The following is a 22,407-nucleotide window of genomic DNA, read 5'->3' as shown; positions in this document are numbered from 1 at the left end:
GTAGCCCAGCCATGCAACGCGTCGATGAACATCAAGCGGATTCCTTGCGGAACGTTCTTGCGCCGACGGCCAGGCCGATGACGGTCAGCAGGACCACCCAGAACAGGCCCCAGAGCGACGACGAGCTGGTGATGTCGCCGCGGAACAGGGCGCGGACGCCGTTGACCACGTGCTTCAGCGGGCTGATGTCGGACAGCCGCTGCAGCCACGTCGGACCGATCTGCATCGGCAGCAGGATGCCGGACAGCAGCAGGAGCGGCATGGCGATGCCGTTCAGCAGCGGTGCCAGTGCGTCCTCGCTCTTGGTGATGAGCGCGACGGAGTACGACAGGGAGGCGAACGTGGCGCCGAGGAGCGCGACGATCACCAGCGAGAGCAGTACGCCGGCCCACGGGGCACGCAGTCCCAGCGGCAGTGCTGCGAGCAGCAGGAGGACCGACTGGACCACGAGTACGACGACATCCCGCAATACTCGCCCTGCCATCAGCGCGATACGGGACGCCGGGGTGACGCGGTCGGCCTCGATCACGCCGGCCCGGTACTCCGCGATCAGGCCGAAGCCGACGAACATCGCGCCGAACATGCCGAGCTGCACGATCAGGCCGGGAATGAACACCTGGTAGGCGTTCGTGGTGGCGCCCTGGCTGATCTGGGCGGTGATCGGCTTCAGTAGCGGGCCGAACAGGAACAGGTACATCAACGGCTGGCTGAGCATCAGGATCGACCACATCGGGTTCCGCAGCGACAGCCGCATCTGGCGATGGAAAACGATCCAGGTCTCACGCAGGACGGTCACGCCGCGCTCTCCTTCTTCTCTTCGGTCCCGGTGGTGTCCTCGTCGCGGAGGGAGCGGCCGGTCATGGTCAGGAACACGTCGTCGAGCGTCGGCCGATGGACCTCGACGCCGTGCAGCTCGATGCCCTGGGCATCGATCGAGCGGAGCAGCGCCGGCAGCACCGAGCCGCCGCGCGGGATCCGGAAACCGACCACGGAGTCCTCGGTCTCGACGTCGACCGCACCCTCCAGTTCGCGGACGATCTTCATCACCGCCGGCGCCTGGGAGGTGTCCGCGATACTCAGCCGGACGGCGTCCCCGGAGACCTGCTGCTTCAGGTTCTCCGGCGTCCCCGAGGCGACGATCTTGCCGTGGTCGATGACCAGGATCCGGTCGCAGAGCGCGTCCGCCTCGTCCAGGTAGTGCGTGGTCAGGAAGATCGTCGCGCCGCGGTCGCGGAGGCCGCGGATGTGCTCCCAGAGGTTGGCGCGCGCCTGCGGGTCGAGGCCCGTGGTCGGCTCGTCCAGGAAGATCAGCTTCGGGTCGTGGATCAGGCCCATCACGATGTCGAGGCGCCGGCGCTGCCCGCCGGACAGCGTCTTGCACTGGCGGCGCCAGAGGCCGGGGAGGTCGAGCTCCTCGAACAGGCGCTGCCCTTCCGCGATCGCCTTCGCCTTCGGAACGCCGTACAGCCGGGCGTGATCGACGACCTCGTCGCCGGCGATCGCCTCGGGCAGCGTGGACCCACTCTGTGGCACGTACCCGATGCGGCGGCGGACGCCGACCGGGTTCTTCGCGAGATCGCATCCGGCCACCGTCGCGGTCCCCGCCGTCGGCTGGATCAGCGTCGCCAGCATCCGCAGTGTCGTGGTCTTACCGGCCCCGTTGGGCCCGAGAAAGCCGACGATCTCCCCGTCGGCCACATCAAGGTCAACTCCCTGTACCGCCTGGACAGGTCCCCGCTTCGTCTTGAACGTCCGCACCAGCCCGCGAGCTTCGATCATCATGCGGGCCAGTCTGACTAATCAACATTGACTGGTCAATCTTGATTATCGCCCCTCCAACCCCAACTTTGAGAAGCCACCGACCACTTTCGTGCTCGCGAAATGATCGGTGGCTTCTCAAAGTTGGGGCAGCGGAGCGTGGCGCCGCGGAGTGTGGGCGCCGCGAGTGTGGGCGCCGCGAGGGAGTGGTCGCGCGAGGGGGTGGGGTGGGGGTTAGGAGGTGGGGGCGTCGGGGATCTCGCCCCAGTGGGTGAGCATGCCGGGGTGGGGATTCCAGTCGGCGGGTTCGCCGGCGAAGGCGTAGGCGCCGGCGCGGATCCGGTCGAGGAACTCGTGGGTCCACCGGAGCTCGCCGCTGTCGCGGGCGTTGGTGATCCGGAACATCTCGACCACGTGGTTCGGGGTGGCCGGGTCCTCGAGGATGTGGCGTTCGGAGTACGGCCCGGCCTTCAGCCAGGACTCCAGCTGGCTGATCCGGGCCTCCAGCGCGGCGATCACCTCGTCGCGGCGCAGTGACCACATGAAGCTGATCGTGGCCTGCATCTTGTCGGGGTGGAACCCGTCGACCGTCCACAGCATGCCGCGCAGCAACGAGAAGTACTCCGTCTCGCCGTCCGCGGTCAGCTTGTACGACGTACGCCCGGGGCGATGTGCGCCGTCCTGCTCGAGTTCCTGGAGGTACCCGTGCTTGGACAGCGTGCGCAGCCCGGTGTAGATCGAGCCGGGGTTGACGTTCGCCCACGCCTCCACGTTCCACGTCAGCAACTCACGCCGCAGCTGGTACCCGTACGCCGGCTGAAAGATCCGCACGACCCCGAGCAGCAACAACCGCGTGGTGGACATGCTCGCAGTGTAAATCCGGGCGACCGGTTGCGCGCCGCAGGCGTACGCTCCGGGCATGGATGTCCGTGTGACGAGTGATCCACAGGTCTTCGAGCGGACCGTGTTTCCTTTTCTGCAACGGGATCCGGTGCTGAACAATCTCGTCATGACCGTCGTCCACGAGCGGGCGAGCGGCAGGATGAGTGAGACCGAGCCGTCGTACTACGTCTCCGTCCATGACCCGGATGTGGTCGGCGTCGCGATGCGTACGGCCGGGCGGTACGTGTATCTCGGTGCGCTGCGCGAGGACTTCGCGGAGTCGGTCGCCGACGCGCTTGCCGACGTACTGCCGGAGGTTCCCGGCGTTGCGGGGGATCGGCCTGTCGTCACGAGGTTCGGTGAGCGGTGGTGTGAGCACCGTGGCGGTCGCGCGACAGTGGTACGTGGCACCCGGTTGCACAAGCTGATCGAGCTCACGCCGCTCGGGGCCGACGCCGGCGGTCCGCGACGGATGGCCGCGGATGAGGTCGACCTGGTCGGCGCCTGGGGCAAGGACGGGTTCGCCGAAGAGCTGACCATCGGACACCGCGAGTGGGCCGAACGGCACCTGGAGCACGACAGCATGCTGATCTGGGAGGTCGACGGCGAGCCGGTGAGCATGGCCGGCTTCCATCAGCCGGTCTTCGGCGTCAGCCGGGTCGGTCCGGTCTACACGCCCCCGGAGCGGCGCCGACACGGGTACGCCGGTGCGCTGACCAGTCACGTGACGGCGATGATTCTTGCCGACGGCAACCAGGCCTGCCTGTTCACCGATCTCTCGAATCCGACCTCCAACAAGATCTACTACGAGGCGGGCTACCGTCCGGTGGCCGATTTTGTGGAGGCGAAGTTCAGTTGATCCAGCCGTGGGTGCGGGCGAGTTGGACTGACTCGTGGCGGTTCGAGGTGCCGAGTTTGGTGGCGGCCGAGGACAGGTAGTTGCGGACGGTGCCGGGGGAGAGGGAGGCGCGGCGGGCGACCTGCTCGACCGGGGCGCCGTCGGCGGCGTGTTCGAGGACCTCGACCTCGCGCGGGGTGAGCGGATTGTCGCCCGCGCTGATCGCCTCGGCGGCGAGCTCTGGGTCGACGTACCGGCCGCCGCGGTGGATCGTGCGGATGACGTCGGCGAGGACGCCGGCCGAGACCGTCTTCGGGACGAAACCACGGACGCCGGCGGCCAGGGCCTGTTTCAGGTGTCCGGGCCGGCCGTGGCCGGTGACGATCAGGCAGGCGCAGCCAGGCAGGTCCTTTCGGAGTGCCTCGACCACGCCGATCCCGCCGACGCCGGTCGCCGGTGGTGGGAGTCCAGGCATCTGGAGGTCGAGCACCGCGACATCCGGCTGATGGCGCCGCGCCATCGCGAGCGCTTCGTCTGCGGAGGCCGCCTGGGCGACGACGTCGAGGTCGTCCTCGAGCGAGAGCAGTGCCGCGAGCGCCGTACGGATCAGGTTCTCGTCGTCGGCGAGCAGGAGCCGGATCATCGGGCCGCCGGCAGCCACGCCGCCAGGACGAACTGCCCCGGCGGCTCCTCGACGGTCAATGTCCCACCCACCTCCGCCAGGCGCTCACGCAGACCAGCCAGCCCGGCCCCACCGATCGCGGGTGCGGATGGCGAGTTCACACCGTCATTGTGCACTCGGAGGATCGATGCCTCCGGGGTGACCTCCAGCTCGATCTTGCAGGTGGTGGCGTTGCTGTGGCGGATGACGTTGGTGGTGGCTTCGCGGACGACCCAGCCGAGCGCGACCTGGGTCGCGGGCGGCAACCCCGAGCCGTCGCCGACCACCCGGCAGCTGATCCCCGCCGAGCGCAGTACGGACTGTGCGCCCGCCAGCTCCGAGTCGAGGCCGGTACTGCGGTACCCACCGACCACCGCCCGCAGCTCGCGGAGCGATTCGTGCGCGATCCGCCGTACCTCGAGCATCTGCTCGCCGGCGTGTTCGTCGCCGCGCGCCGCGAGGGCCGCGGCCAACTCGCTCTGCACCGCGACCAGCGACAGGTTCCGGCCGAGGGTGTCGTGCAGATCGCGCGCGAAGCGCAGCCGCTCCTCGGCGATCGCGAGTTGCGCGGCGACCGCCCGGGAGCGGTCGATCTCCCAGCCGAGACCGAGTGTCCAGACCGACACGCGGTAGGTGATGGCGATCAGACCGACCAGATAGGCGTAGACGCCCCCCGCCTGCACCGAGCCGGACAGAGCGGCCACCACAATTCCGCCGGCCAACACGCCACCGAGCAGCGCGCCGATGCGGAACAGCGGCGCGACAGCCAGCGTCAGAAATCCGCCCAGCAGCATGAACACCGCCTGAGCGGCATCCGAGTCGCCCGAAAACCAGGCGAAGCGCGGGAACGCGAGGTCGCCGGCCAGTACGCCGATCACGGTGAGCCCGACCGCGATCGCCAGAGGACGAGCAACCGGACGTGGTCCGCCGAGGTAAGCGCCGATACCGGCCCGGAGCACGCTGACCGCGGCCGCGGTGTGCGCGAGGCACACGAGGATGAAGACCGCTGCTCCGACCGCCCGGACTTGTGGCTCGCCGATGACGAACAGCACGGCCAGCAGCGGCTCAGCGCCCGCGAGCCCGTACAGCGGCCAGCGGAGGCTGACGTCGAAGCGCTCGGCTCGGCTCCGCTCACCCCACCAACGCCGGACGGACACCATGGAGGTCAGACTGTCACGTCCGTCATCGCCGCGGCTCCCAGCGGAACCAGCGGTACGTCGCCGACGCGGCAACCGTCACCCAGGCCAGCAACAGAAGCACTGCGGGTACGGCGGCCTCGAACGAGCCGCCGACGCCGACAGTGCTCCCGTCCGAGGTCGTCCCCGACAGGCCGAGCCGCAGCAGATCCACCACCGGAGTGAGCGGCAGTACCCGGCCGAGCTGTGCCAAGGGTTCGGGCAGATCGGAGAGCGGCAGGTAGAGACCGCTGAGCGCGAGCGGGACGAACAGCATCGGGGTCGTCGTCACCTGCGCCAGCTCCACGCTGCGAGTCAGCGGTGTGGTGGCAGCCGCCAGGAACACGAAGACGAGCGTGCCGAGAACGATGGCCGCGACGACCAGCAGCGGATTGACCGGCACCCGCAGGTCGAAGGCGATGGCGCCGAGCACGCCGACTCCGCCGATCTGGATCCAGGCGATCGCAACGGAAGGAGCTGCTGTGGCGGCCAGGATCTGCAGATCGCTCGTCTCTCCCGTGCGCAAACGCTTCAGGACTAGGTCCTCCCGCCGAGCGACCAGCGCGGTCACCAAGTGGTAGTACACAAAGAGATTCAGGCTCACGGCCGCCACCGCGGTGACGATCGCAGCACCGGCATCCGCGCCGATGATCTCGGTCAGCTCGGGTGTCGAACGCAGACCGAGGACAGTACCGATGGGCAGGCCGAAGGCGATCAGCAAAGCCAGGGGATTCCGCCGGAGTAGCAACGCTTCCGACCACGCCAGGGAGGTCATGCCGCGGACTCGGCGATGGCGAGAAACGCTTCCTCCAGGGATGCCGGGCGGGCGGTGAGATCGTCGAGCCGGAGGTCGTTCCGGCCGGCCCAGCCGAGGACCAGGCCGAGGGTCGTCTGCAGGTCGTCCGCCGCGAGTACGGCGTACTGTCCGTTGACCGAGGCAACTACTCCGGGGAAGTCCGGTACGCCGACGCCCGCCGGGAACCGGAACGAGATTCGCGCCGGACGGGTCGCGGCGAGTTGGGCCGGCGTACCGAGGCCGACGATCCGGCCGTGGTGCAGGATCGCGAGCCGGTCCGCCAGTTCGGCCGCCTCGGCCAGGTAGTGGGTGGTCAGCAACACCGTCGTACCGGCATCCAACAGGTGAGCGATTAGCTGCCAGGTGCGTTTCCGGTTCTCCGGATCGAGACCGGCGGTCGGCTCGTCGAGGAACAACAGGTCCGGCCTGCCGGCAATCGCCAGGGCCAGGTTCAGCCGTTGCCGTTCGCCGCCGGACAGTTGCCGGATCCGGACGTTCGCCCGGGCGGTCAGTTCGACGAGCTCGAGCACCTCGCGGACCGGACGCGGCCGGGTGAGCGTTCCGGCCCACATTCTCGCGGTTTCGGCGACGGTCAGGTCGGCGGCGAAACCGCTGTCCTGCAACATGATCCCGGTCCGCGGCCGAACCTTCCGCCGATCGCGGTACGGATCGTGGCCGAGCACCCGGACCGTTCCGGAAGTCGGTTGTGCGAGCCCTTCCAGCACCTCCAGCGTGGAGGTCTTCCCGGCGCCGTTGGTGCCGAGCAACGCGAAGAGCTCACCGCGGCGGACCGAGAAGTCGACGCCGCGAACGGCCTCGTACCCGGGCCGGCCGCCGTACCGCCGGGTGAGCCGCTCGACCCGGATGACCGCTGATTCGTCCATACGAACCAGGATCGGGCCGTCGCGGCTACCCGCGGCGTGTGGATGTCACCGAAACCGGTGACATCTGTCAGTTGATCTCCAGGGACTGACCGGAGGCCAGGCCGTGGTACGGGCGACCGCCGGCCTCGCCGATCCAGCGCTCCATCATGCCGAGGCCGATGTCGCTGAGCAGGGCGTTGTGGATGCCCACGGTCTGCTCAGCCTTGACCGACCGCGCGTACTCGACCCCCGGCGCCACCGAGAACCACGGGCCGGAGATCGGCACCAGGTTGGTGTGCACCTCGCGGTCCGGCTGGGTGAACGAGTCGCCCGGGTGGTAGATCGCGTCGTCGACCAGGTAGCCGATGTTCTCGCACGGTACGCCGAGCTCGGGCAGGATCACCGCGTGATCCTTGCCGTAGGCACGGACCGCGAAGCCTGCCGCGTCGAACGACTGACCGTCCGACACCACCGTGACCCGCTCGTCGTTCAGCTGAGCCGCGACACCGGCGGTGGTGAAGACCGGCACCTGCAAACCGCGCAGCCGCTCGACGTCGACGTGATCTGGGTGTTCGTGCGTGACCAGTACCGCGTCGGCCTTCTCGAAGGCTGCGTCCTCGGAGAACGTGCCTGGGTCGATCAGCAGCACCTTCCCGTCCTTCTCCAGGCGGACACAGGCATGTGCGAACTTGGTAAGCCTCAACTCAGTCTCCCAACGCGTCTCTCATCGGCACCAGCTTGGCGTTCGTTTCGGCCAGTTCGGCGTCCGGGTCGGAACCCGCGACGATGCCGGCCCCCGCGAACAGGCGCATCCGGCGCGGCTCCTCCGGGTCTGCCTGGCCGCAGCGCAGCGCGATGCACCACTCGCCGTCGCCGGCCGCGTCCATCCATCCGACCGGTCCGCTGAACCGGCCGCGGTGCATGCCCTCGATCTCACCGATCAGGTCCCGCGCGACCGGCGTCGGCGTACCGCAGACGGCCGCGGACGGGTGCAGGGCGGCAGCCAGTCCGAGCGCGGACGCTCCGTTGTTCGCGACGCCGGCGACGTCGGTGGCCAGGTGCATCACGTTCGGCAGGTGCAGCACGAACGGGGTCTCCGGCACGTTCATCGACGTACAGTGCGGCTCGAGCGCCTCGGCCACCGAGCGGACCGCGAACTCGTGCTCCTCGAGGTCCTTCGACGACCGGGCCAGCGACGCGGCCAGCGCCAGGTCGTGCTCGTCGTCGCCGGTACGGCGGATGGTCCCGGCCAGCACGCGGGACGTGATCAGGCCCTTCTCCCGGCGTACCAGCAGCTCCGGGGTGGCGCCGATCAGGCCGTCGACGGAGAACGTCCAGCAGTTCGGGTACGCCGTCGCGAGCCGGTGCAGCGGCCAGCGCAGATCGATCGGCTGCGCGGCGATCGCGATCAGGTCGCGGGCCAGCACCACCTTGTCGAGCTCGCCGGCGGTGATCCGGCGGACCGCGTCGGCGACGATGCTCGACCAGTCCGTCCCGGTCCGCGCGCCGTCCGCGAAGGTCACGTCGTACACCGGAGACGGCTCGTGGACGACCAGCTCGGGCGGCCCGCCCAGCGAACTCGCCGGCGAGACTGTCGTCACCCAGGTGGTGTCGCCGCGGCGGCCGACGATCACGTCAGGGACCACCAGCTCACCCGGATCCTGGTCGGTGAACCCGAACGACCCGAAGCAGATCAACCCGGAGCCCGGTACGCCGACCTCGTCGCGGACCACCGCGGCCGACGTCAGCTCCTGCCACCAGGTCATGGCCTCCTGGAAGCGGTTGCCACCAGCAACGTCCAGCCGGGCGGCGACGCCCCAGCCGACGTGGCCGTCGCCCCGCCGTACCCACGCGAGTCCGCCCTCGTCCGGCAGATGGTCCAGCAGATGCTGCGAGACCCCGTCCACCGCCTGGCTGCGAACCACCAACTGCGGTGCGGGGCCTCGGGTCGCGAGGGCCGCACGGCTACCTGGAGATGCACTCACGAGATGCAAGCGTATGCCTCCCGTCCCGGCAACCTGCCCTCGCGTGATCAACTAGACAGGTGACGCGCGCAGATCTGAGCAAGGACCCGCAGGCCGTGGCGGCCATGTTCGACAACGTGGCCGAGGGGTACGACCGGACCAACGCGGTCGCGACGATGGGGCTGGAGAAGCTGTACTGGCGGCCCGCGACGCTGGCCGCGATCGCGCCGCGGAAGGGGCTGAAGATCCTCGACCTGGCGGCCGGGACCGGCGCGTCCAGCATCAACCTGCGCGAGGCGGGCGCCGAGGTGGTGTCCTGCGACTTCTCGGTCGGCATGCTCCGGGTCGGCAAGCGCCGGCACCCCGAGCTCGACCTGGTCGCGGGAGACGCCCTGAGGCTGCCGTTCGCCGACGACACGTTCGACGTGGTGACGATCTCCTGGGCGCTGCGGAACGTCAACGACGTCGCGGCCGCCCTGGCGGAGATGTTGCGGGTGACCCGCCCCGGCGGGCGGCTCGTCGTACTGGAGCAGTCGCACCCCACCTGGAAGCCGTTCCGGGTCGTGTACCTGGAGTACATGATGCGGGCCGTGCCGGCGGTGGCGAAGGTCGTGTCGACCAACCCCGAGGCGTACGAGTACCTGGCGGAGTCGACGCGCGCCTGGCTGCCCCAGGAGCCGCTGGCCCGGGCGATCGAGGGCGCCGGGTGGACCCGCGTCCAGTGGCGTAACCTGACCGGCGGCCTGGTCGCCATCCACCGAGCCGTGAAGGCCGGTTAATCGCGGCCAGGCGGAGCCGTCCCCGCCCGGCCGCCGCCGTCAGCGCTTCCAGTGCCCGCCGTGTTCCGAGCACACCTGACCGGTGGTGTTGCACTTGGAGCAGGTCAGTTTGGTGCCGGCGATGCCGCGGCTCCGTCCGCCGTTGCATGCCTGGCAGTCCTGCAGACTCCGGTGGCACTTCTCACAGTCGCTCATGTGTTCCTCCCTAGAACTTGTCCGAGCCGATCAACTTGGCCTCGAGGGCGTCCGCCGTGTGCAGCACCATCCGCAGCGGCCCTTCGAACTCGCCCGGGTCGAGCGTCTCGAGCGGCACCGAGTGCCGGACCATGTAGGTCCGGCCGTAGGCGACGACACCGCCGACGACGTACTCCGCGATCGCGGTGAGTGCCGACTCGATGTCGATGTCGCCGACCTCCGCGAACGGCGACGCGATGGTCGCGAACTGCGAGGCGCCGTCGCCGGTGGAGCTCTTCGCGACGATGACGATCTGAGTGCGGTCGTCGCCGATGGCGAACAGCAGCCGGATCAGGTTGCCGTCGTCCTGGTCGACCTTGTAGTTGATCCGGATGTACGACCTCAACTCGTCCCACGTGGCCATGCGAGATCCCCCCTCGTGTGCTGTTGGCGTGGTGATTGGCTACGGACCGTAGACCAAGGAAAGCGGCGTTGGCAGGGGATCCGGTGGGACTGTCGGGTTTTTGTCAGGTTGGAATCGGCCGGCATACCTGTGCGGTAACTGGTATGCAGCGGTGAAGAGATCGATTTTCGCAAGGAAAGTTGCGTGTAATTGGCTTGCCTGCAAGGGGGTTGGGGCGAGTTTCGTGTCCGAGTCAGGCAGTCCTAGACTGTCGAGTGATAGGGGCTCGTGAACAACTTCACGAGCGCACACGCCCCCCAACAACATCCAGGCCGGAGAGATGAGCGAGAGCGTGCCGAGCGGGCAGCAGGCGGAGACCGCCGATGTGATCGTCGTCGGTGCCGGACCCGCCGGATCGGCAGCGGCGTACCACCTGGCGAACGCCGGACTGGACGTCCTGCTGCTGGAGAAGACCGCGTTCCCGCGGGAGAAGGTGTGCGGCGACGGGCTCACCCCGCGCGGCACCAAGCAGCTCATCAACATGGGCATCGACATCTCCGAAGAGGCCGGCTGGATCCGCAACTACGGCCTCCGGATCCAGGGCGCCGGGCACCAGTTGCAGCTCGACTGGCCGGACCTGGCCAGCCACCCGAACTACGGGCTGACCCGGAACCGGATGGACTTCGACGAGATGCTCGCCCGGCAGGCCGAGAAGGCCGGGGCGCGGCTGCGGGAGCGGACCAACGTGACCGGCCCGATCCTCGACGCCAAGGGCGACATCGTCGGCGTCACCGCGAAGCCGGTGGACGACAACGGCCGCCGGGCCGGCGGCGACGTCGAGTACCGGGCGCCACTGGTGATGGCGGCCGACGGCAACTCGTCCCGGCTGAGCATCGCGATGGGCCTGCACAAGCGCGACGACCGCCCGATGGGTGTCGCCGTACGGACGTACTTCACGAGCCCCCGGACCGACGACGACTACCTCGAGTCGTGGCTGGAACTGTGGGCCGACGACCCGAAGCAGCCCGGTGGCCGCGTGCTGCTTCCCGGCTACGGCTGGATCTTCGGGATGGGCGACGGCACGGTCAACGTCGGCCTCGGCATCCTGAACACCTCGGACGCGTTCGGCAAGGTCGACTACGCCGACCTGCTCAAGCAGTGGCTCAAGGTCACGCCCGAGGAGTGGCAGTTCCGGGACGAGTTCCAGACCATCCCGATCCGGGGCGCCGCACTGCCGATGGGCTTCAACCGGCAGCCGCACTACACCCGCGGCCTGATGCTGCTCGGCGACGCCGGCGGCATGGTCAACCCGTTCAACGGCGAGGGCATCCCGTACGCGATGGAGTCCGGGGCGTTCGCCGCCGAGGTCGCCGCCCAGGCGCTGCACCGGCAGCCGAACCAGCGGGAACGCGCGCTGTCGGCGTACCCGAAGGCGCTGAAGCAGGAGTACGGCGGTTACTACACGCTCGGCCGGATCTTCGTGAAGCTGATCGGAAATCCGGAGGTGATGCGGCTCTGCACGAAGTACGGTCTGCCGCGCACCACCTTGATGAAGTTCACCCTGAAGTTGCTCGCCAACCTCACCGACCCGCGTGACGGGGACGTGATGGACAAGATCATCAACGGCCTCACGAAGCTCGCCCCGGCCGCCTGACCGGCGGGGCGAGTGAGCTGAGCCACACGCCTACTGATATCCAAAGACAAGTACAGACCACCGGCTGAAGGAGGGAGCACGCAGCGATGCACCCCTATACACCGATTCTCGCTCTCGGTGTGCTCGCGGCGCTCTTCGTCGCAGGCAGCATCACCGTTAGCGCGCTGGTCGGCCCGAAGCGTTACAACCGGGCCCGGCTGGACTCCTACGAGTGCGGCATCGAGCCCACTCCGCAGCCGGTCGGCGGTGGGCGCTTCCCGGTGAAGTACTACATCACCGCGATGCTGTTCATCGTGTTCGACATCGAGATCATCTTCCTCTACCCGTGGGCGGTGGCCTTCGACCAGATGGCGCTGTTCGGGCTGATCGAGATGGTCATCTTCATCGTCACCGTCTTCGTCGCGTACGCCTATGTGTGGCGCCGCGGCGGACTGGAGTGGGACTGACATGGGTCTTGAGGAACAGCTTCCGGCCGGCGTCCTGCTGAGCACCGTCGAAGGACTGCTCGGCTACATGCGCAAGGCCTCGTTGTGGCCGGCAACCTTCGGGCTGGCCTGCTGCGCCATCGAGATGATGACCACCGGCGCCCCGCGGTACGACGCCGCGCGGTTCGGCATGGAGGTCTTCCGGGCCTCGCCGCGACAGGCCGACCTGATGATCGTGGCCGGCCGGGTGAGCCAGAAGATGGCTCCGGTGCTGCGCCAGATCTACGACCAGATGCCCGGCCCGAAGTGGGTGCTGGCGATGGGCGTGTGCGCGTCGTCGGGCGGCATGTTCAACAACTACGCGATCGTGCAGGGCGTGGACCACGTCGTACCGGTCGACATGTACCTGCCCGGCTGCCCGCCGCGGCCGGAGATGTTGCTGGACGCGTTCCTGAAGATCCACGACCAGATCCAGCACATGAAGCTCGGCGCGCACAAGAAGGCGCTGGAGACCGAGCTGGAGGCCGCGGCCCTGACCGCCGCCCCGACGATCGAGATGAAGGGTCTGTTGCGGTGAGTGATTCGCAGCCGGAGAACTTGCCGGCGACTTCTGCCGCTGGTGACGCGCAGACTCCGGAGGCCGAGGTCATCGAGCAGCGCGAGGGCATGTTCGGTGTCCGCGGTACCGGTGACACCTCCGGCTTCGGTGGCCTGCGTCGTCAGGTCGCGCTGCCGGGCGGTACGCCGAAGCCGTACGGCTCCTGGTTCGACGGTGCGGTGGACCGGCTGGAAGGCCTGGCCGCCGACGGGGCGATCGAGAAGGTCGTCGTCGACCGCGGCGAGCTGACGCTGCACATCAAGCGCGAGAACCTGCTCGAGGTGAGCCGGCACCTGCGTGACGACGAGGCACTACGGTTCGAGTTCTGCTCCGGCGTCAGCGGTGTGCACTACCCGGAAGAGACCGGCCGCGAGCTGCACGCCGTCTACCACTTCCTGTCGATCACCCACAACCGGCGGATCCGGCTGGAGGTGTCGGCGCCCGACGCCGACCCGCACATCCCGTCGATCGTCTCGGTCTACCCGGCCAACGACTGGCACGAGCGGGAAACCTGGGACTTCTTCGGCATCGTCTTCGACGGACACCCGGCCCTGACCCGCATCCAGATGCCCGACGACTGGCCGGGTCACCCGCAGCGCAAGGATTACCCGCTCGGCGGTATCGACGTCGAGTACAAGGGCGCTGTCATCCCACCGCCCGACACGCGGAGGTCGTACAACTAATGACCGCAACAGATCCGTACGCGACCACCCGGGACACCACCGAGGGCAAGGTCTTCACCGTCACCGGCCAGGACTGGGACTCGGTCGTGTCCGGCCTCGACGAGGAGCCCGAAGAGCGCGTCGTCGTCAACATGGGCCCGCAGCACCCGTCCACGCACGGCGTGCTCCGGCTGATCCTCGAGCTCGACGGTGAGAACGTGACCGAGGCCCGCTGCGGCATCGGCTACCTGCACACCGGTATCGAGAAGAACATGGAGTTCCGCTCCTGGGTGCAGGGCGTCACGTTCGTCACCCGGATGGACTACCTGTCGCCGTTCTACAACGAGGCGGCGTACTGCCTGGCGGTCGAGCGGCTGCTCGGGATCGAGGACGAGATCCCGGACAAGGCGAACGTGATGCGGGTGCTCCTCATGGAGCTCAACCGGATCAGCAGCCACCTGGTCTGCATCGCCACCGGCGGTATGGAGATCGGCGCGCTGACCGTGATGACGATCGGCTTCCGCGAGCGTGAGAAGACCCTGGACCTGTTCGAGCTGATCACCGGCCTGCGGATGAACCACGCGTTCATCCGGCCGGGCGGTGTCGCGCAGGACCTGCCGCCGGGTGCGCTGGACAAGATCCGCGAGTACATCACGTGGATGAACAAGCACCTCAAGGAGTACGCCGAGCTCTGCAACGCCAACCCGATCTTGAAGGCGCGGCTGCAGAACGTCGGCTACCTGGACCTGGCCGGCTGCATGGCGCTCGGCATCTCCGGCCCGACGGTCCGCTCCACCGGCTACGCGCTGGACCTGCGCAAGAGCCAGCCGTACTGCGGTTACGAGACGTACGACTTCGACGTACCGACCTGGGACTCCTCGGACTCCTACGGGCGGTTCCGGGTGCGGCTGCAGGAGATGCACGAGTCGCTGAAGATCGTCGAGCAGTGCGCCGACCGGCTGGAGAAGATGGAAGGCCAGCCGGTGATGGTCGCCGACAAGAAGATCGGCTGGCCGAGCCAGCTGGCCGTCGGCGCCGACGGGATGGGCAACTCGCTCGACCACATCAAGCACATCATGGGCGAGTCGATGGAAGCGCTGATCCATCACTTCAAGCTGGTCACCGAGGGCTTCCGGGTCCCGGCCGGCCAGGCGTACGTGGCGATCGAGTCGCCGCGCGGCGAGATGGGTGCGCACGTCGTCTCCGACGGCGGCACCAAGCCGTACCGGGTGCACTTCCGTGACCCGTCCTTCGCAAACCTGCAGGCGATGCCGATCATGTGCGAGGGCGGCCAGGTCGCCGACGTGATCGTCGCCGTCGCCAGCCTTGACCCGGTGATGGGTGGAGTGGACCGCTAAATGGCCGAGAACCACACGACTGCTACCGACAAGACGGTGCCGTACAGCACCGGCGACTCGAAGATCACCGACGCCACGATCGCGGAGATGCGCGAGATCGCGGCGCGGTACCCGGTCGCCCGGTCCGCGCTGCTGCCGATGCTGCACCTGGTGCAGTCTGTCGAGGGCCGGGTCACCCCGGAGGGCATCGAGGCCTGCGCCGACGTGCTCGAACTGACCGGCGCCGAGGTGTCGGCGGTGGCCACCTTCTACACGATGTACAAGCGCCGTCCGGTCGGCGATTACCACGTCGGCGTCTGCACCAACACGCTGTGCGCGGTGATGGGCGGCGACTTGATCTTCGACCGGCTGAAGCAGCACCTCGACGTCGGCAACGACGAGACCACCGAGGACGGCAAGATCACCCTCGAGCACCTCGAGTGCAACGCCGCCTGCGACTACGCGCCGGTGATGATGGTCAACTGGGAGTTCTTCGACGACATGACGCCGGAGTCCGCTACCCAGCTGGTCGACGACCTGCGGGACGGCACCGAGGTGAAGTCGCCGCGCGGTGCGACGATCTGCACCTGGCGCGAGGCCGAGCGGGTGCTGGCCGGGTACACCGATGGCCGTGCCGACGAGGGCCCGACCGGCGGCAAGGCCACGCTGGCCGGCCTCCGCCTGGCCCGCGAGCGCAACTGGTCGGCCCCGAACGGCTCCGAGACCCCGAAGGAGGGCTGACCATGGTGGACACGCTGACCCCGGTGCTTTCCGACAACTGGGACCAGATCAACGCCTGGCAGCTGGCGTCGTACCAGCGCACCGGCGGGTACGACGCGCTGCGCAAGGCGCTCACCCTGCAGCCGGCCGATGTCGTTGCCACGGTCAAGGACTCCGGTCTGCGCGGCCGTGGCGGCGCGGGCTTCCCGACCGGGATGAAGTGGTCCTTCATCCCGCAGGACAACCCGAAGCCGAAGTACCTGGTGGTGAACGCGGACGAGTCCGAGCCGGGCACCTGCAAGGACATCCCGCTGATGATGGCCTCGCCGCACACGCTGGTCGAGGGCGTCATCATCTCGTCCTATGCGATCCGGGCGTCCGTCGCGTTCATCTACGTCCGCGGTGAGGTCCTGCACGTGATCCGCCGGCTGCAGCAGGCGGTCCAGGAGGCCAAGGACGCCGGCTTCATCGGCCAGAACATCCTCGGCAGCGGCTACGACCTCGACGTGGTCGTGCACGCCGGCGCCGGCGCCTACATCTGCGGCGAGGAGACGGCGCTGCTGGACTCGCTGGAAGGACGTCGCGGTCAACCTCGGCTGCGTCCTCCCTTCCCGGCCGTGGCCGGTCTGTACGGGTGCCCCACTGTTATCAACAACGTCGAGTCGATCGCGTCGGTTCCCGTCATCATCAAGAACGGCGCGGACTGGTTCTCCTCGATGGGCACCGAGAAGTCCAAGGGCATGACGCTGTACTCGCTGTCCGGGCACGTCACCCGCCCGGGCCAGTACGAGGCGCCGATGGGCATCACGCTCCGGCAGCTGATCGACCTGGCCGGCGGTATCCGCGAGGGGCACGAGCTGAAGTTCTGGACCCCGGGCGGGTCCTCAACCCCGCTGCTCACCGCCGAGAACCTCGACGTACCACTGGACTACGAGGGCGTCGGGTCGGTCGGTTCGATGCTGGGCACGAAGGCGCTGCAGATCTTCGACGAGACCACCTGCGTGGTCCGCTCGGTGCTGCGGTGGACCGAGTTCTACAAGCACGAGTCCTGCGGCAAGTGCACGCCGTGCCGCGAAGGCACGTGGTGGCTGGTGCAGATCCTCGAGCGGCTGGAGCACGGCAAGGGCACCGAGGAGGACCTGGCCACCCTGCTTGACCTGTGCGAGAACATCACCGGCCGCTCGTTCTGCGCACTGGCCGACGGTGCGACCGCGCCGATCACCAGCTCGATCGCGCACTTCAAGGACGAGTACCTGGCGCACTTCGAGAACGGCGGCTGCCCGTTCGACCCGATGGCAAGCACTGTCTTCGCGACTGCTGGAGCTAGCGCATGACGATCCAAGCGAACCCGCCGGCCGGGTCGGAGGTGGAGCGCACCGATCTGGTGACGGTCACCATCGACGACATCGAGGTCAAGGTTGCCAAGAACACCCTGCTGATCCGGGCCGCGGAGCAGATCGGGATCCAGATCCCGCGGTTCTGCGACCACCCGCTGCTCGACCCGGTCGGCGCCTGCCGGCAGTGCCTGGTCGAGATCACCGACGCCGGGAACGGCCGGGGGATGCCCAAGCCGCAGGCCTCCTGCACGATCACCGTTGCCGACGGCATGGTCGTCCGCACCCAGGTGAGTTCGCCGGTGGCGGAGAAGGCTCAGCACGGGCAGATGGAATTCCTGCTGATCAACCACCCGCTGGACTGCCCGGTCTGCGACAAGGGCGGCGAGTGCCCCCTGCAGAACCAGGCGATGTCGAACGGCGGGGGCGAGACCCGCTTCCACGAGATCAAGCGGACCTACCCGAAGCCGATCAACATCTCGGCCGAGGTGCTGCTGGACCGTGAGCGCTGCATCCTCTGCGCGCGCTGCACCCGCTTCTCCGAGCAGATCGCCGGTGACCCGTTCATCGCGCTGATCGAGCGCGGCGCGCTGCAGCAGGTCGGCATCTACGAGAAGGAGCCCTTCGAGAGCTACTTCTCCGGCAACACGATCCAGATCTGCCCGGTCGGTGCGCTGACGAGTGCGGCGTACCGTTTCCGCTCGCGGCCGTTCGACCTGGTGTCGGTGCCGTCGGTGGCCGAGCACGACTCGTCCGGTGCGGCGATCCGGGTCGACCACCGGCGCGGCAAGGTGATGCGCCGGCTGGCCGGCGACGACCCGCAGGTCAACGAGGAATGGATCTCCGACAAGGACCGGTTCGCGTTCCAGTACGCGACCACCGGTGACCGGCTGACCCACCCGCTGATCCGCGAGGACGGCGAGCTGCGGCCGGCGTCCTGGCCGGAGGCGCTGACCTTCGCCGCCGAGAAGCTGACGGCGGCGCGTGGCAACGCGGCAGTGCTGACCGGCGGCCGGCTGACCGTCGAGGACGCCTACGCGTACTCGAAGTTCGCCCGGGTTGCGCTGGGCAGCAACGACATCGACTTCCGGGCCCGCCCGCACTCCGCGGAGGAGGCCGACTTCCTCGCCGCCGCGGTGGCCGGCACCGGCCTGGGTACGACGTTCGCGGACCTGGAGAAGGCAGGCACTGTCCTGTTCGTCGGGTTCGAGCCCGAGGAAGAGTCGCCGTCGGTCTTCCTCCGGGTGCGCAAGGGCGTGAAGACGCACGGCACCAAGGTGTTCACGATCGCGGCGTACGCGTCTCGCGGTGTGGAGAAGCTCGACGGCGTCGTCGTCCAGGCTTCGCCGGGCACCGAGGCCGCCGTACTCGCGGATCTCGGTAACGCCGGCGAGGCCGGGGCAGCTGCCCGGGCCGCGCTCGGTGCCGACTCGATCATCGTCGTCGGCGAGCGGCTGGCCGCGGCGCCGGGCGGGTACTCGTCGGCGCTCCGGCTCGCGCTCGACACGGGTGCGCAGCTGGCCTGGATCCCGCGGCGTGCGGGCGACCGGGCCGCGCTCGAGGCCGGTTGCCTTCCGGGCCTGCTGCCCGGTGGCCGGCTGGTCAGCGACCCGCAGGCGCGGGTCGACCTGCAGGCCGCCTGGGGTGTGGACAACCTGCCGGGCGAGCCCGGCAAGGACCTGACCGAGATCATCGCCAACGCCGAATCGCTGCAGGCGCTGGTCGTCGCGGGTGTCGAGATCGACGACCTGCCCGACCCGGCCGCCGCGCTCGCCGCGCTGGAGGCCGTGCCGTTCGTGGTCAGCTTCGAGGTTCGCAACTCGCAGGTGACCGAGTACGCCGACGTGGTCTTCCCCGTCGTACCGCCGGCGGAGAAGTCCGGCACCTTCGTGAACTGGGAGGGCCGCGAGCGGCCGTTCCCGGTCGTGCTCCAGGTGCCGACCGCGATGCCGGACGTCCGCGCGCTGGCCGCGCTGGCGCAGGAGATGGGCAACCCGCTCGGCTTCAGCACGACCGACGGCGCCAAGCGCGAGTACGACGAGCTCGGCCGCTGGGACGGCGACCGGGCCCAGGAGCCGACGTACCAGGCCGGTCCGGCCCTGGGCGCGTTCGACTCCACCCGCCTCGCGACGTGGCGGATGCTGATCGACGACAGCCGCGCCTGCGACGGTGAGCCGCACCTGACCGCGACCGCGCGGACGCCGGTCGCCCGGGTCTCGCTGACCACCGCGCGCCGGATCGGTGTCGCCGACTCCGATGAGCTGGTGGTGAGCACCGACGCCGGGAGCATCCGGCTGCCGGTCGTCATCACCCCGATGACCGACAACGTGGTCTGGCTGCCGACCAACTCGGCCGACTCCCACGTCCGCCGGTCGTTGCACGCAGACCATGGCTCGATCGTGACGATCGCCGGAGGGAACGCATGATGCCGCTCGCGGTACCGGACGCCGGGGTCGGACACGATCCTTGGTGGGTCATCCTCATCAAGGTGCTGTTCATCTTCGTCTTCCTGGTGGTGCTGACGCTCTTCAACATCTGGTGGGAACGCCGGGTGGTGGCGCGGATGCAGCACCGGATCGGCCCGAACGTGCACGGCCCGCAGGGTCTGCTGCAGTCGCTGGCCGACGGTGTGAAGCTGATGCTCAAGGAAGACCTGATGCCGAAGGGCGTCGACCGGCTGGTCTTCGTCCTGGCGCCGGCGATCGTCGCCGTACCGGCCTTCCTCACCTTCGCGGTGATCCCGTTCGGCCCGACGGTGAAGATCCCGTTCACCGACACCTACACCCGGCTGCAGCTCACCGACCTGCCGGTCTCGGTGCTGTACGTGATGGCGATCGCCTCGATCGGCATCTACGGCATCGTGCTCGGCGGCTGGTCGTCGAACTCGACGTACTCGCTGCTCGGTGGTCTGCGGTCCAGCGCGCAGATGATCTCGTACGAGGTCGCGATGGGACTGGCGCTGGTGACGGTGTTCCTGTTCGCGGGCTCGCTGTCCACCTCGGAGATCGTGGCGGCGCAGTCGCACCAGACCGTGCACTGGTTCGGGGCCGAGATCCCGCTGCCCGGGTGGTACGCGTTCCTGCTCTTCCCGTCGTTCGTGATCTACGTGATCTCGATGGTCGGCGAGACGAACCGGGCGCCGTTCGACCTGCCCGAGGCCGAGGGCGAGCTGGTCGCGGGCTTCCTGACCGAGTACTCCTCGATCAAGTACGCGATGTTCTTCCTGGCCGAGTACATCAACATGGCGACCGTCTCCGCGCTGGCCACCACGCTGTTCCTGGGCGGCTGGCGGGCGCCGTGGCCGATCTCGATCTGGGACGGCGCGAACTCCGGCTTCTGGCCGGTGCTGTGGTTCATGGGCAAGCTGATGTGCTTCATCTTCTTCTACATCTGGCTGCGCGGAACGCTGCCGCGACTGCGCTACGACCAGTTCATGAAGTTCGGCTGGAAGGTCCTGATCCCGATCTCGCTGGCCTGGATCCTGCTGGTCGCCACCGTGCGTGCGGTCGGCCGCGAGACCAACTTCAGCCGTACGACGCTGCTGGTCGCGGCCGCGGTCGTGCTGGTGATCGCGGTGATCAGCATGTTCGTCCCGCAGAAGCCCAAGGAAGAGCCGGCTGAGGTCGCCGACGGCGAGGAGTTCGACGCCTTCGCCGGCGGGTTCCCGGTGCCACCACCGCTCCCCAGTCAGCAGACCGAGCCGAAATCGAAGGCAGGCAGTCGTGGCTAGTGTCAAAGAGTCCCTCTGGGACCCGGTAGCCGGGTTCGGGGTCACCTTCCGGACGATGTTCCGGAAGGTGTTCACCGAGGAGTACCCGTTCTACAAGAAGCCGACCGCACCGCGCTTCCACGGCCGGCACCAGCTGAACCGCTGGCCGGACGGGCTGGAGAAGTGCGTCGGCTGCGAGCTGTGCGCGTGGGCCTGCCCCGCGGACGCGATCTACGTCGAGGGCGCGGACAACGCGGACGATTCGACCGGTCGCTTCTCGCCCGGTGAGCGCTACGGCCGCGTCTACCAGATCAACTACCTGCGCTGCATCCTCTGCGGTCTGTGCATCGAGGCCTGCCCGACCCGGGCGCTCACCATGACCAACGAGTACGAGCTGGCCGACACCAGCCGCGAGTCCCTCATCTACGAGAAGAAGGACCTGCTGGCGCCGCTGCTCCCGGGCATGCAGGAGCCGCCGCACGAGATGCAGCTCGGCAAGACCGAGAAGGACTACTACCTCGGTCTGACCGGCGGGGCATCGCACGCCGACGGGAGGGACGCCAAATGATCGGGTTGGTCACCGGGCCGCAGGTCGCGTTCTGGCTGCTGGCCCCGGTCATGATCCTGGCCGCGATCGGCATGGTGCTGGTCCGTAAGGCGGTGCACTCGGCGCTGCTGCTGGCGACCGTGATGATCTGCCTCGCGGTGCAGTACGCCGCGCAGGACGCGCCGTTCCTGTTCGCCGTACAGATCATCGTCTACACCGGCGCGATCCTGATGCTGTTCCTGTTCGTGCTGATGCTGGTCGGCGTCGACGCGTCCGACTCGCTGGTCGAGACGATCCGCGGTCAGCGGCTGCTCGCCGGGATCGCGTTCCTCGGCTTCGGCGCACTGCTGGTCGCCGCCGTCGGCAACGCGGTCTACGGCAACCCGACCGGGCTCGCCGAGGCGCAGCCGGACGGCAACCCGAAGGGCATCGCGCAACTGCTGTTCGGCAAGTACGTGTTCGCCTTCGAGGTCACGTCGGCGCTGCTGATCACCGCGGCGATGGGCGCCATGATGCTGGCCCACCGCGAGCGGCTGACCAAGAAGAAGACGCAGCGCGACCACGCCGAGGAGCGGATCCGCAAGTACGCCGAACAGGGCATCCACCCCGGCCCGCTGCCGACGCCGGGCGTCCTGGCCCGGCACAACGCCGTCGACACCCCGGCCCTGCTGCCGGACGGGTCGATCGCACCGACCTCGGTTTCGCGGGTGCTCCAGGCACGTGGCACCGTGTTCCCCGAAGCCGAGGAGCGCGCGGACGTCGACGAGGTCCGCACGCTCACCGCCGAAGGCGAGTTCCCGGTCGAGGAGGACGACAAGTGAGTACCGAGCCGTACATCGTGCTCGCGGCGATCCTGTTCAGTATCGGCGCGCTGGGCGTGCTGGTACGCCGGAACGCGATCGTCGTCTTCATGTGCGTCGAGCTGATGCTGAACGCGACCAACCTCGCGTTCGTGAGCTTCGCCCGCCAGCACGGCAACCTCGACGGCCAGATCGCCGCCTTCTTCGTGATGGTGGTGGCCGCGGCCGAGGTCGTGATCGGGCTGGCGATCATCATGGCCATCTTCCGCACCCGTCGCTCGGCCTCGGTCGACGACGCCAACCTGCTCAAGTACTGAGGTAAGCACCG

The 22,407-nt window shown here is 68.5% G+C and carries 25 protein-coding genes; 14 read left to right on the top strand and 11 right to left on the bottom strand.

Features of this window, described 5'->3' with window-relative positions:
• Nucleotides 1–31: 31 nt before the first annotated feature.
• The 3 genes from OHB24_RS06800 to OHB24_RS06790 form a co-directional block, all read right to left on the bottom strand.
• Nucleotides 32–796, bottom strand: a complete 765-nt coding sequence (locus OHB24_RS06800) for an ABC transporter permease (protein ID WP_327638080.1) — start codon at nucleotides 794–796, stop codon at nucleotides 32–34.
• Entirely contained in the window at nucleotides 793–1,782 is a 990-nt protein-coding gene (locus OHB24_RS06795) for an ABC transporter ATP-binding protein (protein ID WP_327638079.1), read from the bottom strand. The genes OHB24_RS06800 and OHB24_RS06795 overlap by 4 nt, the downstream gene beginning before the upstream one ends.
• A 210-nt stretch (nucleotides 1,783–1,992) precedes the next feature.
• Nucleotides 1,993–2,622 (bottom strand): PadR family transcriptional regulator, encoded by a 630-nt coding sequence (locus OHB24_RS06790; protein WP_327638078.1) that lies wholly within the window; start codon nucleotides 2,620–2,622, stop codon nucleotides 1,993–1,995.
• Nucleotides 2,623–2,677: 55 nt separating this feature from the next.
• Here OHB24_RS06790 and OHB24_RS06785 point away from each other — a divergent pair, with 55 nt between their 5' ends.
• Nucleotides 2,678–3,499 (top strand): GNAT family N-acetyltransferase, encoded by an 822-nt coding sequence (locus OHB24_RS06785; RefSeq protein WP_327638077.1) that lies wholly within the window; start codon nucleotides 2,678–2,680, stop codon nucleotides 3,497–3,499.
• On the opposite strand, the gene OHB24_RS06780 is transcribed toward OHB24_RS06785, so the two are convergent.
• The 6 genes from OHB24_RS06780 to OHB24_RS06755 form a co-directional block, all read right to left on the bottom strand.
• Entirely contained in the window at nucleotides 3,492–4,139 is a 648-nt protein-coding gene (locus tag OHB24_RS06780) for a response regulator transcription factor (RefSeq protein ID WP_327638076.1), read from the bottom strand. The two genes, OHB24_RS06785 and OHB24_RS06780, sit on opposite strands and share 8 nt — an antisense overlap.
• The gene (locus OHB24_RS06775; protein ID WP_327638075.1) at nucleotides 4,118–5,299 is read right to left on the bottom strand and encodes a sensor histidine kinase; all 1,182 of its coding nucleotides are present in this window, start codon (nucleotides 5,297–5,299) and stop codon (nucleotides 4,118–4,120) included. The genes OHB24_RS06780 and OHB24_RS06775 overlap by 22 nt, the downstream gene beginning before the upstream one ends.
• Nucleotides 5,300–5,321: 22 nt before the next feature.
• Entirely contained in the window at nucleotides 5,322–6,089 is a 768-nt protein-coding gene (locus tag OHB24_RS06770) for an ABC transporter permease (RefSeq protein WP_327638074.1), read from the bottom strand.
• Nucleotides 6,086–6,994, bottom strand: coding sequence for an ABC transporter ATP-binding protein (locus OHB24_RS06765; RefSeq protein WP_327638073.1), 909 nt, complete (start codon nucleotides 6,992–6,994; stop codon nucleotides 6,086–6,088). Before OHB24_RS06765 ends, OHB24_RS06770 begins: the two co-directional genes overlap by 4 nt.
• A 67-nt stretch (nucleotides 6,995–7,061) precedes the next feature.
• Entirely contained in the window at nucleotides 7,062–7,676 is a 615-nt protein-coding gene (locus tag OHB24_RS06760) for an MBL fold metallo-hydrolase (RefSeq protein ID WP_327638072.1), read from the bottom strand.
• Nucleotide 7,677: 1 nt separating this feature from the next.
• Nucleotides 7,678–8,958, bottom strand: a complete 1,281-nt coding sequence (locus tag OHB24_RS06755) for an isochorismate synthase (RefSeq protein ID WP_327638071.1) — start codon at nucleotides 8,956–8,958, stop codon at nucleotides 7,678–7,680.
• 59 nt (nucleotides 8,959–9,017) lie between these two features.
• On the opposite strand from OHB24_RS06755, the gene OHB24_RS06750 reads away from it, so the two are divergent.
• On the top strand, nucleotides 9,018–9,716 hold the full coding sequence (locus tag OHB24_RS06750; RefSeq protein ID WP_327638070.1) for a demethylmenaquinone methyltransferase: 699 nt from the start codon (nucleotides 9,018–9,020) through the stop codon (nucleotides 9,714–9,716).
• Between the two features lie 39 nt (nucleotides 9,717–9,755).
• On the opposite strand, the gene OHB24_RS06745 is transcribed toward OHB24_RS06750, so the two are convergent.
• Both OHB24_RS06745 and OHB24_RS06740 read right to left on the bottom strand, forming a co-directional pair.
• Nucleotides 9,756–9,911 (bottom strand): hypothetical protein, encoded by a 156-nt coding sequence (locus tag OHB24_RS06745; protein ID WP_327638069.1) that lies wholly within the window; start codon nucleotides 9,909–9,911, stop codon nucleotides 9,756–9,758.
• Between the two features lie 10 nt (nucleotides 9,912–9,921).
• The gene (locus tag OHB24_RS06740) at nucleotides 9,922–10,314 is read right to left on the bottom strand and encodes a hypothetical protein (RefSeq protein WP_327638068.1); all 393 of its coding nucleotides are present in this window, start codon (nucleotides 10,312–10,314) and stop codon (nucleotides 9,922–9,924) included.
• A 319-nt stretch (nucleotides 10,315–10,633) separates the two neighbouring features.
• On the opposite strand from OHB24_RS06740, the gene OHB24_RS06735 reads away from it, so the two are divergent.
• The 12 genes from OHB24_RS06735 (at nucleotide 10,634) to nuoK (ending at nucleotide 22,396) form a co-directional block, all read left to right on the top strand.
• Nucleotides 10,634–11,947 (top strand): geranylgeranyl reductase family protein, encoded by a 1,314-nt coding sequence (locus OHB24_RS06735; RefSeq protein WP_327638067.1) that lies wholly within the window; start codon nucleotides 10,634–10,636, stop codon nucleotides 11,945–11,947.
• 86 nt (nucleotides 11,948–12,033) lie between these two features.
• Nucleotides 12,034–12,393 carry an NADH-quinone oxidoreductase subunit A gene (locus OHB24_RS06730; RefSeq protein ID WP_131335373.1) on the top strand — a complete coding sequence of 120 codons (360 nt, stop codon included), beginning with the start codon at nucleotides 12,034–12,036 and terminating at the stop codon, nucleotides 12,391–12,393.
• A 1-nt stretch (nucleotide 12,394) separates the two neighbouring features.
• On the top strand, nucleotides 12,395–12,949 hold the full coding sequence (locus tag OHB24_RS06725; protein WP_130384815.1) for a NuoB/complex I 20 kDa subunit family protein: 555 nt from the start codon (nucleotides 12,395–12,397) through the stop codon (nucleotides 12,947–12,949).
• Nucleotides 12,946–13,653, top strand: a complete 708-nt coding sequence (locus tag OHB24_RS06720; protein ID WP_442913951.1) for an NADH-quinone oxidoreductase subunit C — start codon at nucleotides 12,946–12,948, stop codon at nucleotides 13,651–13,653. Before OHB24_RS06725 ends, OHB24_RS06720 begins: the two co-directional genes overlap by 4 nt.
• Nucleotides 13,653–14,990 carry an NADH-quinone oxidoreductase subunit D gene (locus OHB24_RS06715; protein ID WP_327638066.1) on the top strand — a complete coding sequence of 446 codons (1,338 nt, stop codon included), beginning with the start codon at nucleotides 13,653–13,655 and terminating at the stop codon, nucleotides 14,988–14,990. The genes OHB24_RS06720 and OHB24_RS06715 overlap by 1 nt, the downstream gene beginning before the upstream one ends.
• The gene (nuoE, locus tag OHB24_RS06710) at nucleotides 14,991–15,710 is read left to right on the top strand and encodes an NADH-quinone oxidoreductase subunit NuoE (protein WP_327638065.1); all 720 of its coding nucleotides are present in this window, start codon (nucleotides 14,991–14,993) and stop codon (nucleotides 15,708–15,710) included.
• Nucleotides 15,711–15,712: 2 nt separating this feature from the next.
• A complete protein-coding gene (nuoF, locus tag OHB24_RS06705) occupies nucleotides 15,713–17,023 on the top strand; it encodes an NADH-quinone oxidoreductase subunit NuoF (RefSeq protein WP_327638064.1) in 1,311 nt (436 codons plus the stop codon).
• Nucleotides 17,020–19,449: an NADH-quinone oxidoreductase subunit G gene (locus OHB24_RS06700; RefSeq protein ID WP_327638063.1), complete on the top strand. Its 2,430-nt coding sequence runs from the start codon at nucleotides 17,020–17,022 to the stop codon at nucleotides 19,447–19,449. The genes nuoF and OHB24_RS06700 overlap by 4 nt, the downstream gene beginning before the upstream one ends.
• Nucleotides 19,446–20,753 (top strand): NADH-quinone oxidoreductase subunit NuoH, encoded by a 1,308-nt coding sequence (nuoH, locus tag OHB24_RS06695; protein WP_327638062.1) that lies wholly within the window; start codon nucleotides 19,446–19,448, stop codon nucleotides 20,751–20,753. The genes OHB24_RS06700 and nuoH overlap by 4 nt, the downstream gene beginning before the upstream one ends.
• Nucleotides 20,746–21,300, top strand: a complete 555-nt coding sequence (nuoI, locus tag OHB24_RS06690; protein WP_327638061.1) for an NADH-quinone oxidoreductase subunit NuoI — start codon at nucleotides 20,746–20,748, stop codon at nucleotides 21,298–21,300. Before nuoH ends, nuoI begins: the two co-directional genes overlap by 8 nt.
• Complete coding sequence (locus tag OHB24_RS06685) at nucleotides 21,297–22,100, top strand: NADH-quinone oxidoreductase subunit J (RefSeq protein WP_327638060.1); 804 nt, start codon at nucleotides 21,297–21,299, stop codon at nucleotides 22,098–22,100. Before nuoI ends, OHB24_RS06685 begins: the two co-directional genes overlap by 4 nt.
• Nucleotides 22,097–22,396, top strand: a complete 300-nt coding sequence (gene nuoK, locus OHB24_RS06680) for an NADH-quinone oxidoreductase subunit NuoK (protein WP_130441814.1) — start codon at nucleotides 22,097–22,099, stop codon at nucleotides 22,394–22,396. The genes OHB24_RS06685 and nuoK overlap by 4 nt, the downstream gene beginning before the upstream one ends.
• Nucleotides 22,397–22,407 lie beyond the last annotated feature (11 nt).

Source organism: Kribbella sp. NBC_00482 (assembly GCF_036013725.1).
GTDB lineage: Bacteria > Actinomycetota > Actinomycetes > Propionibacteriales > Kribbellaceae > Kribbella.
The sequence above is the reverse complement of the archived record's forward strand: the minus strand, read 5'-3'. Positions and strand labels throughout refer to the sequence as shown.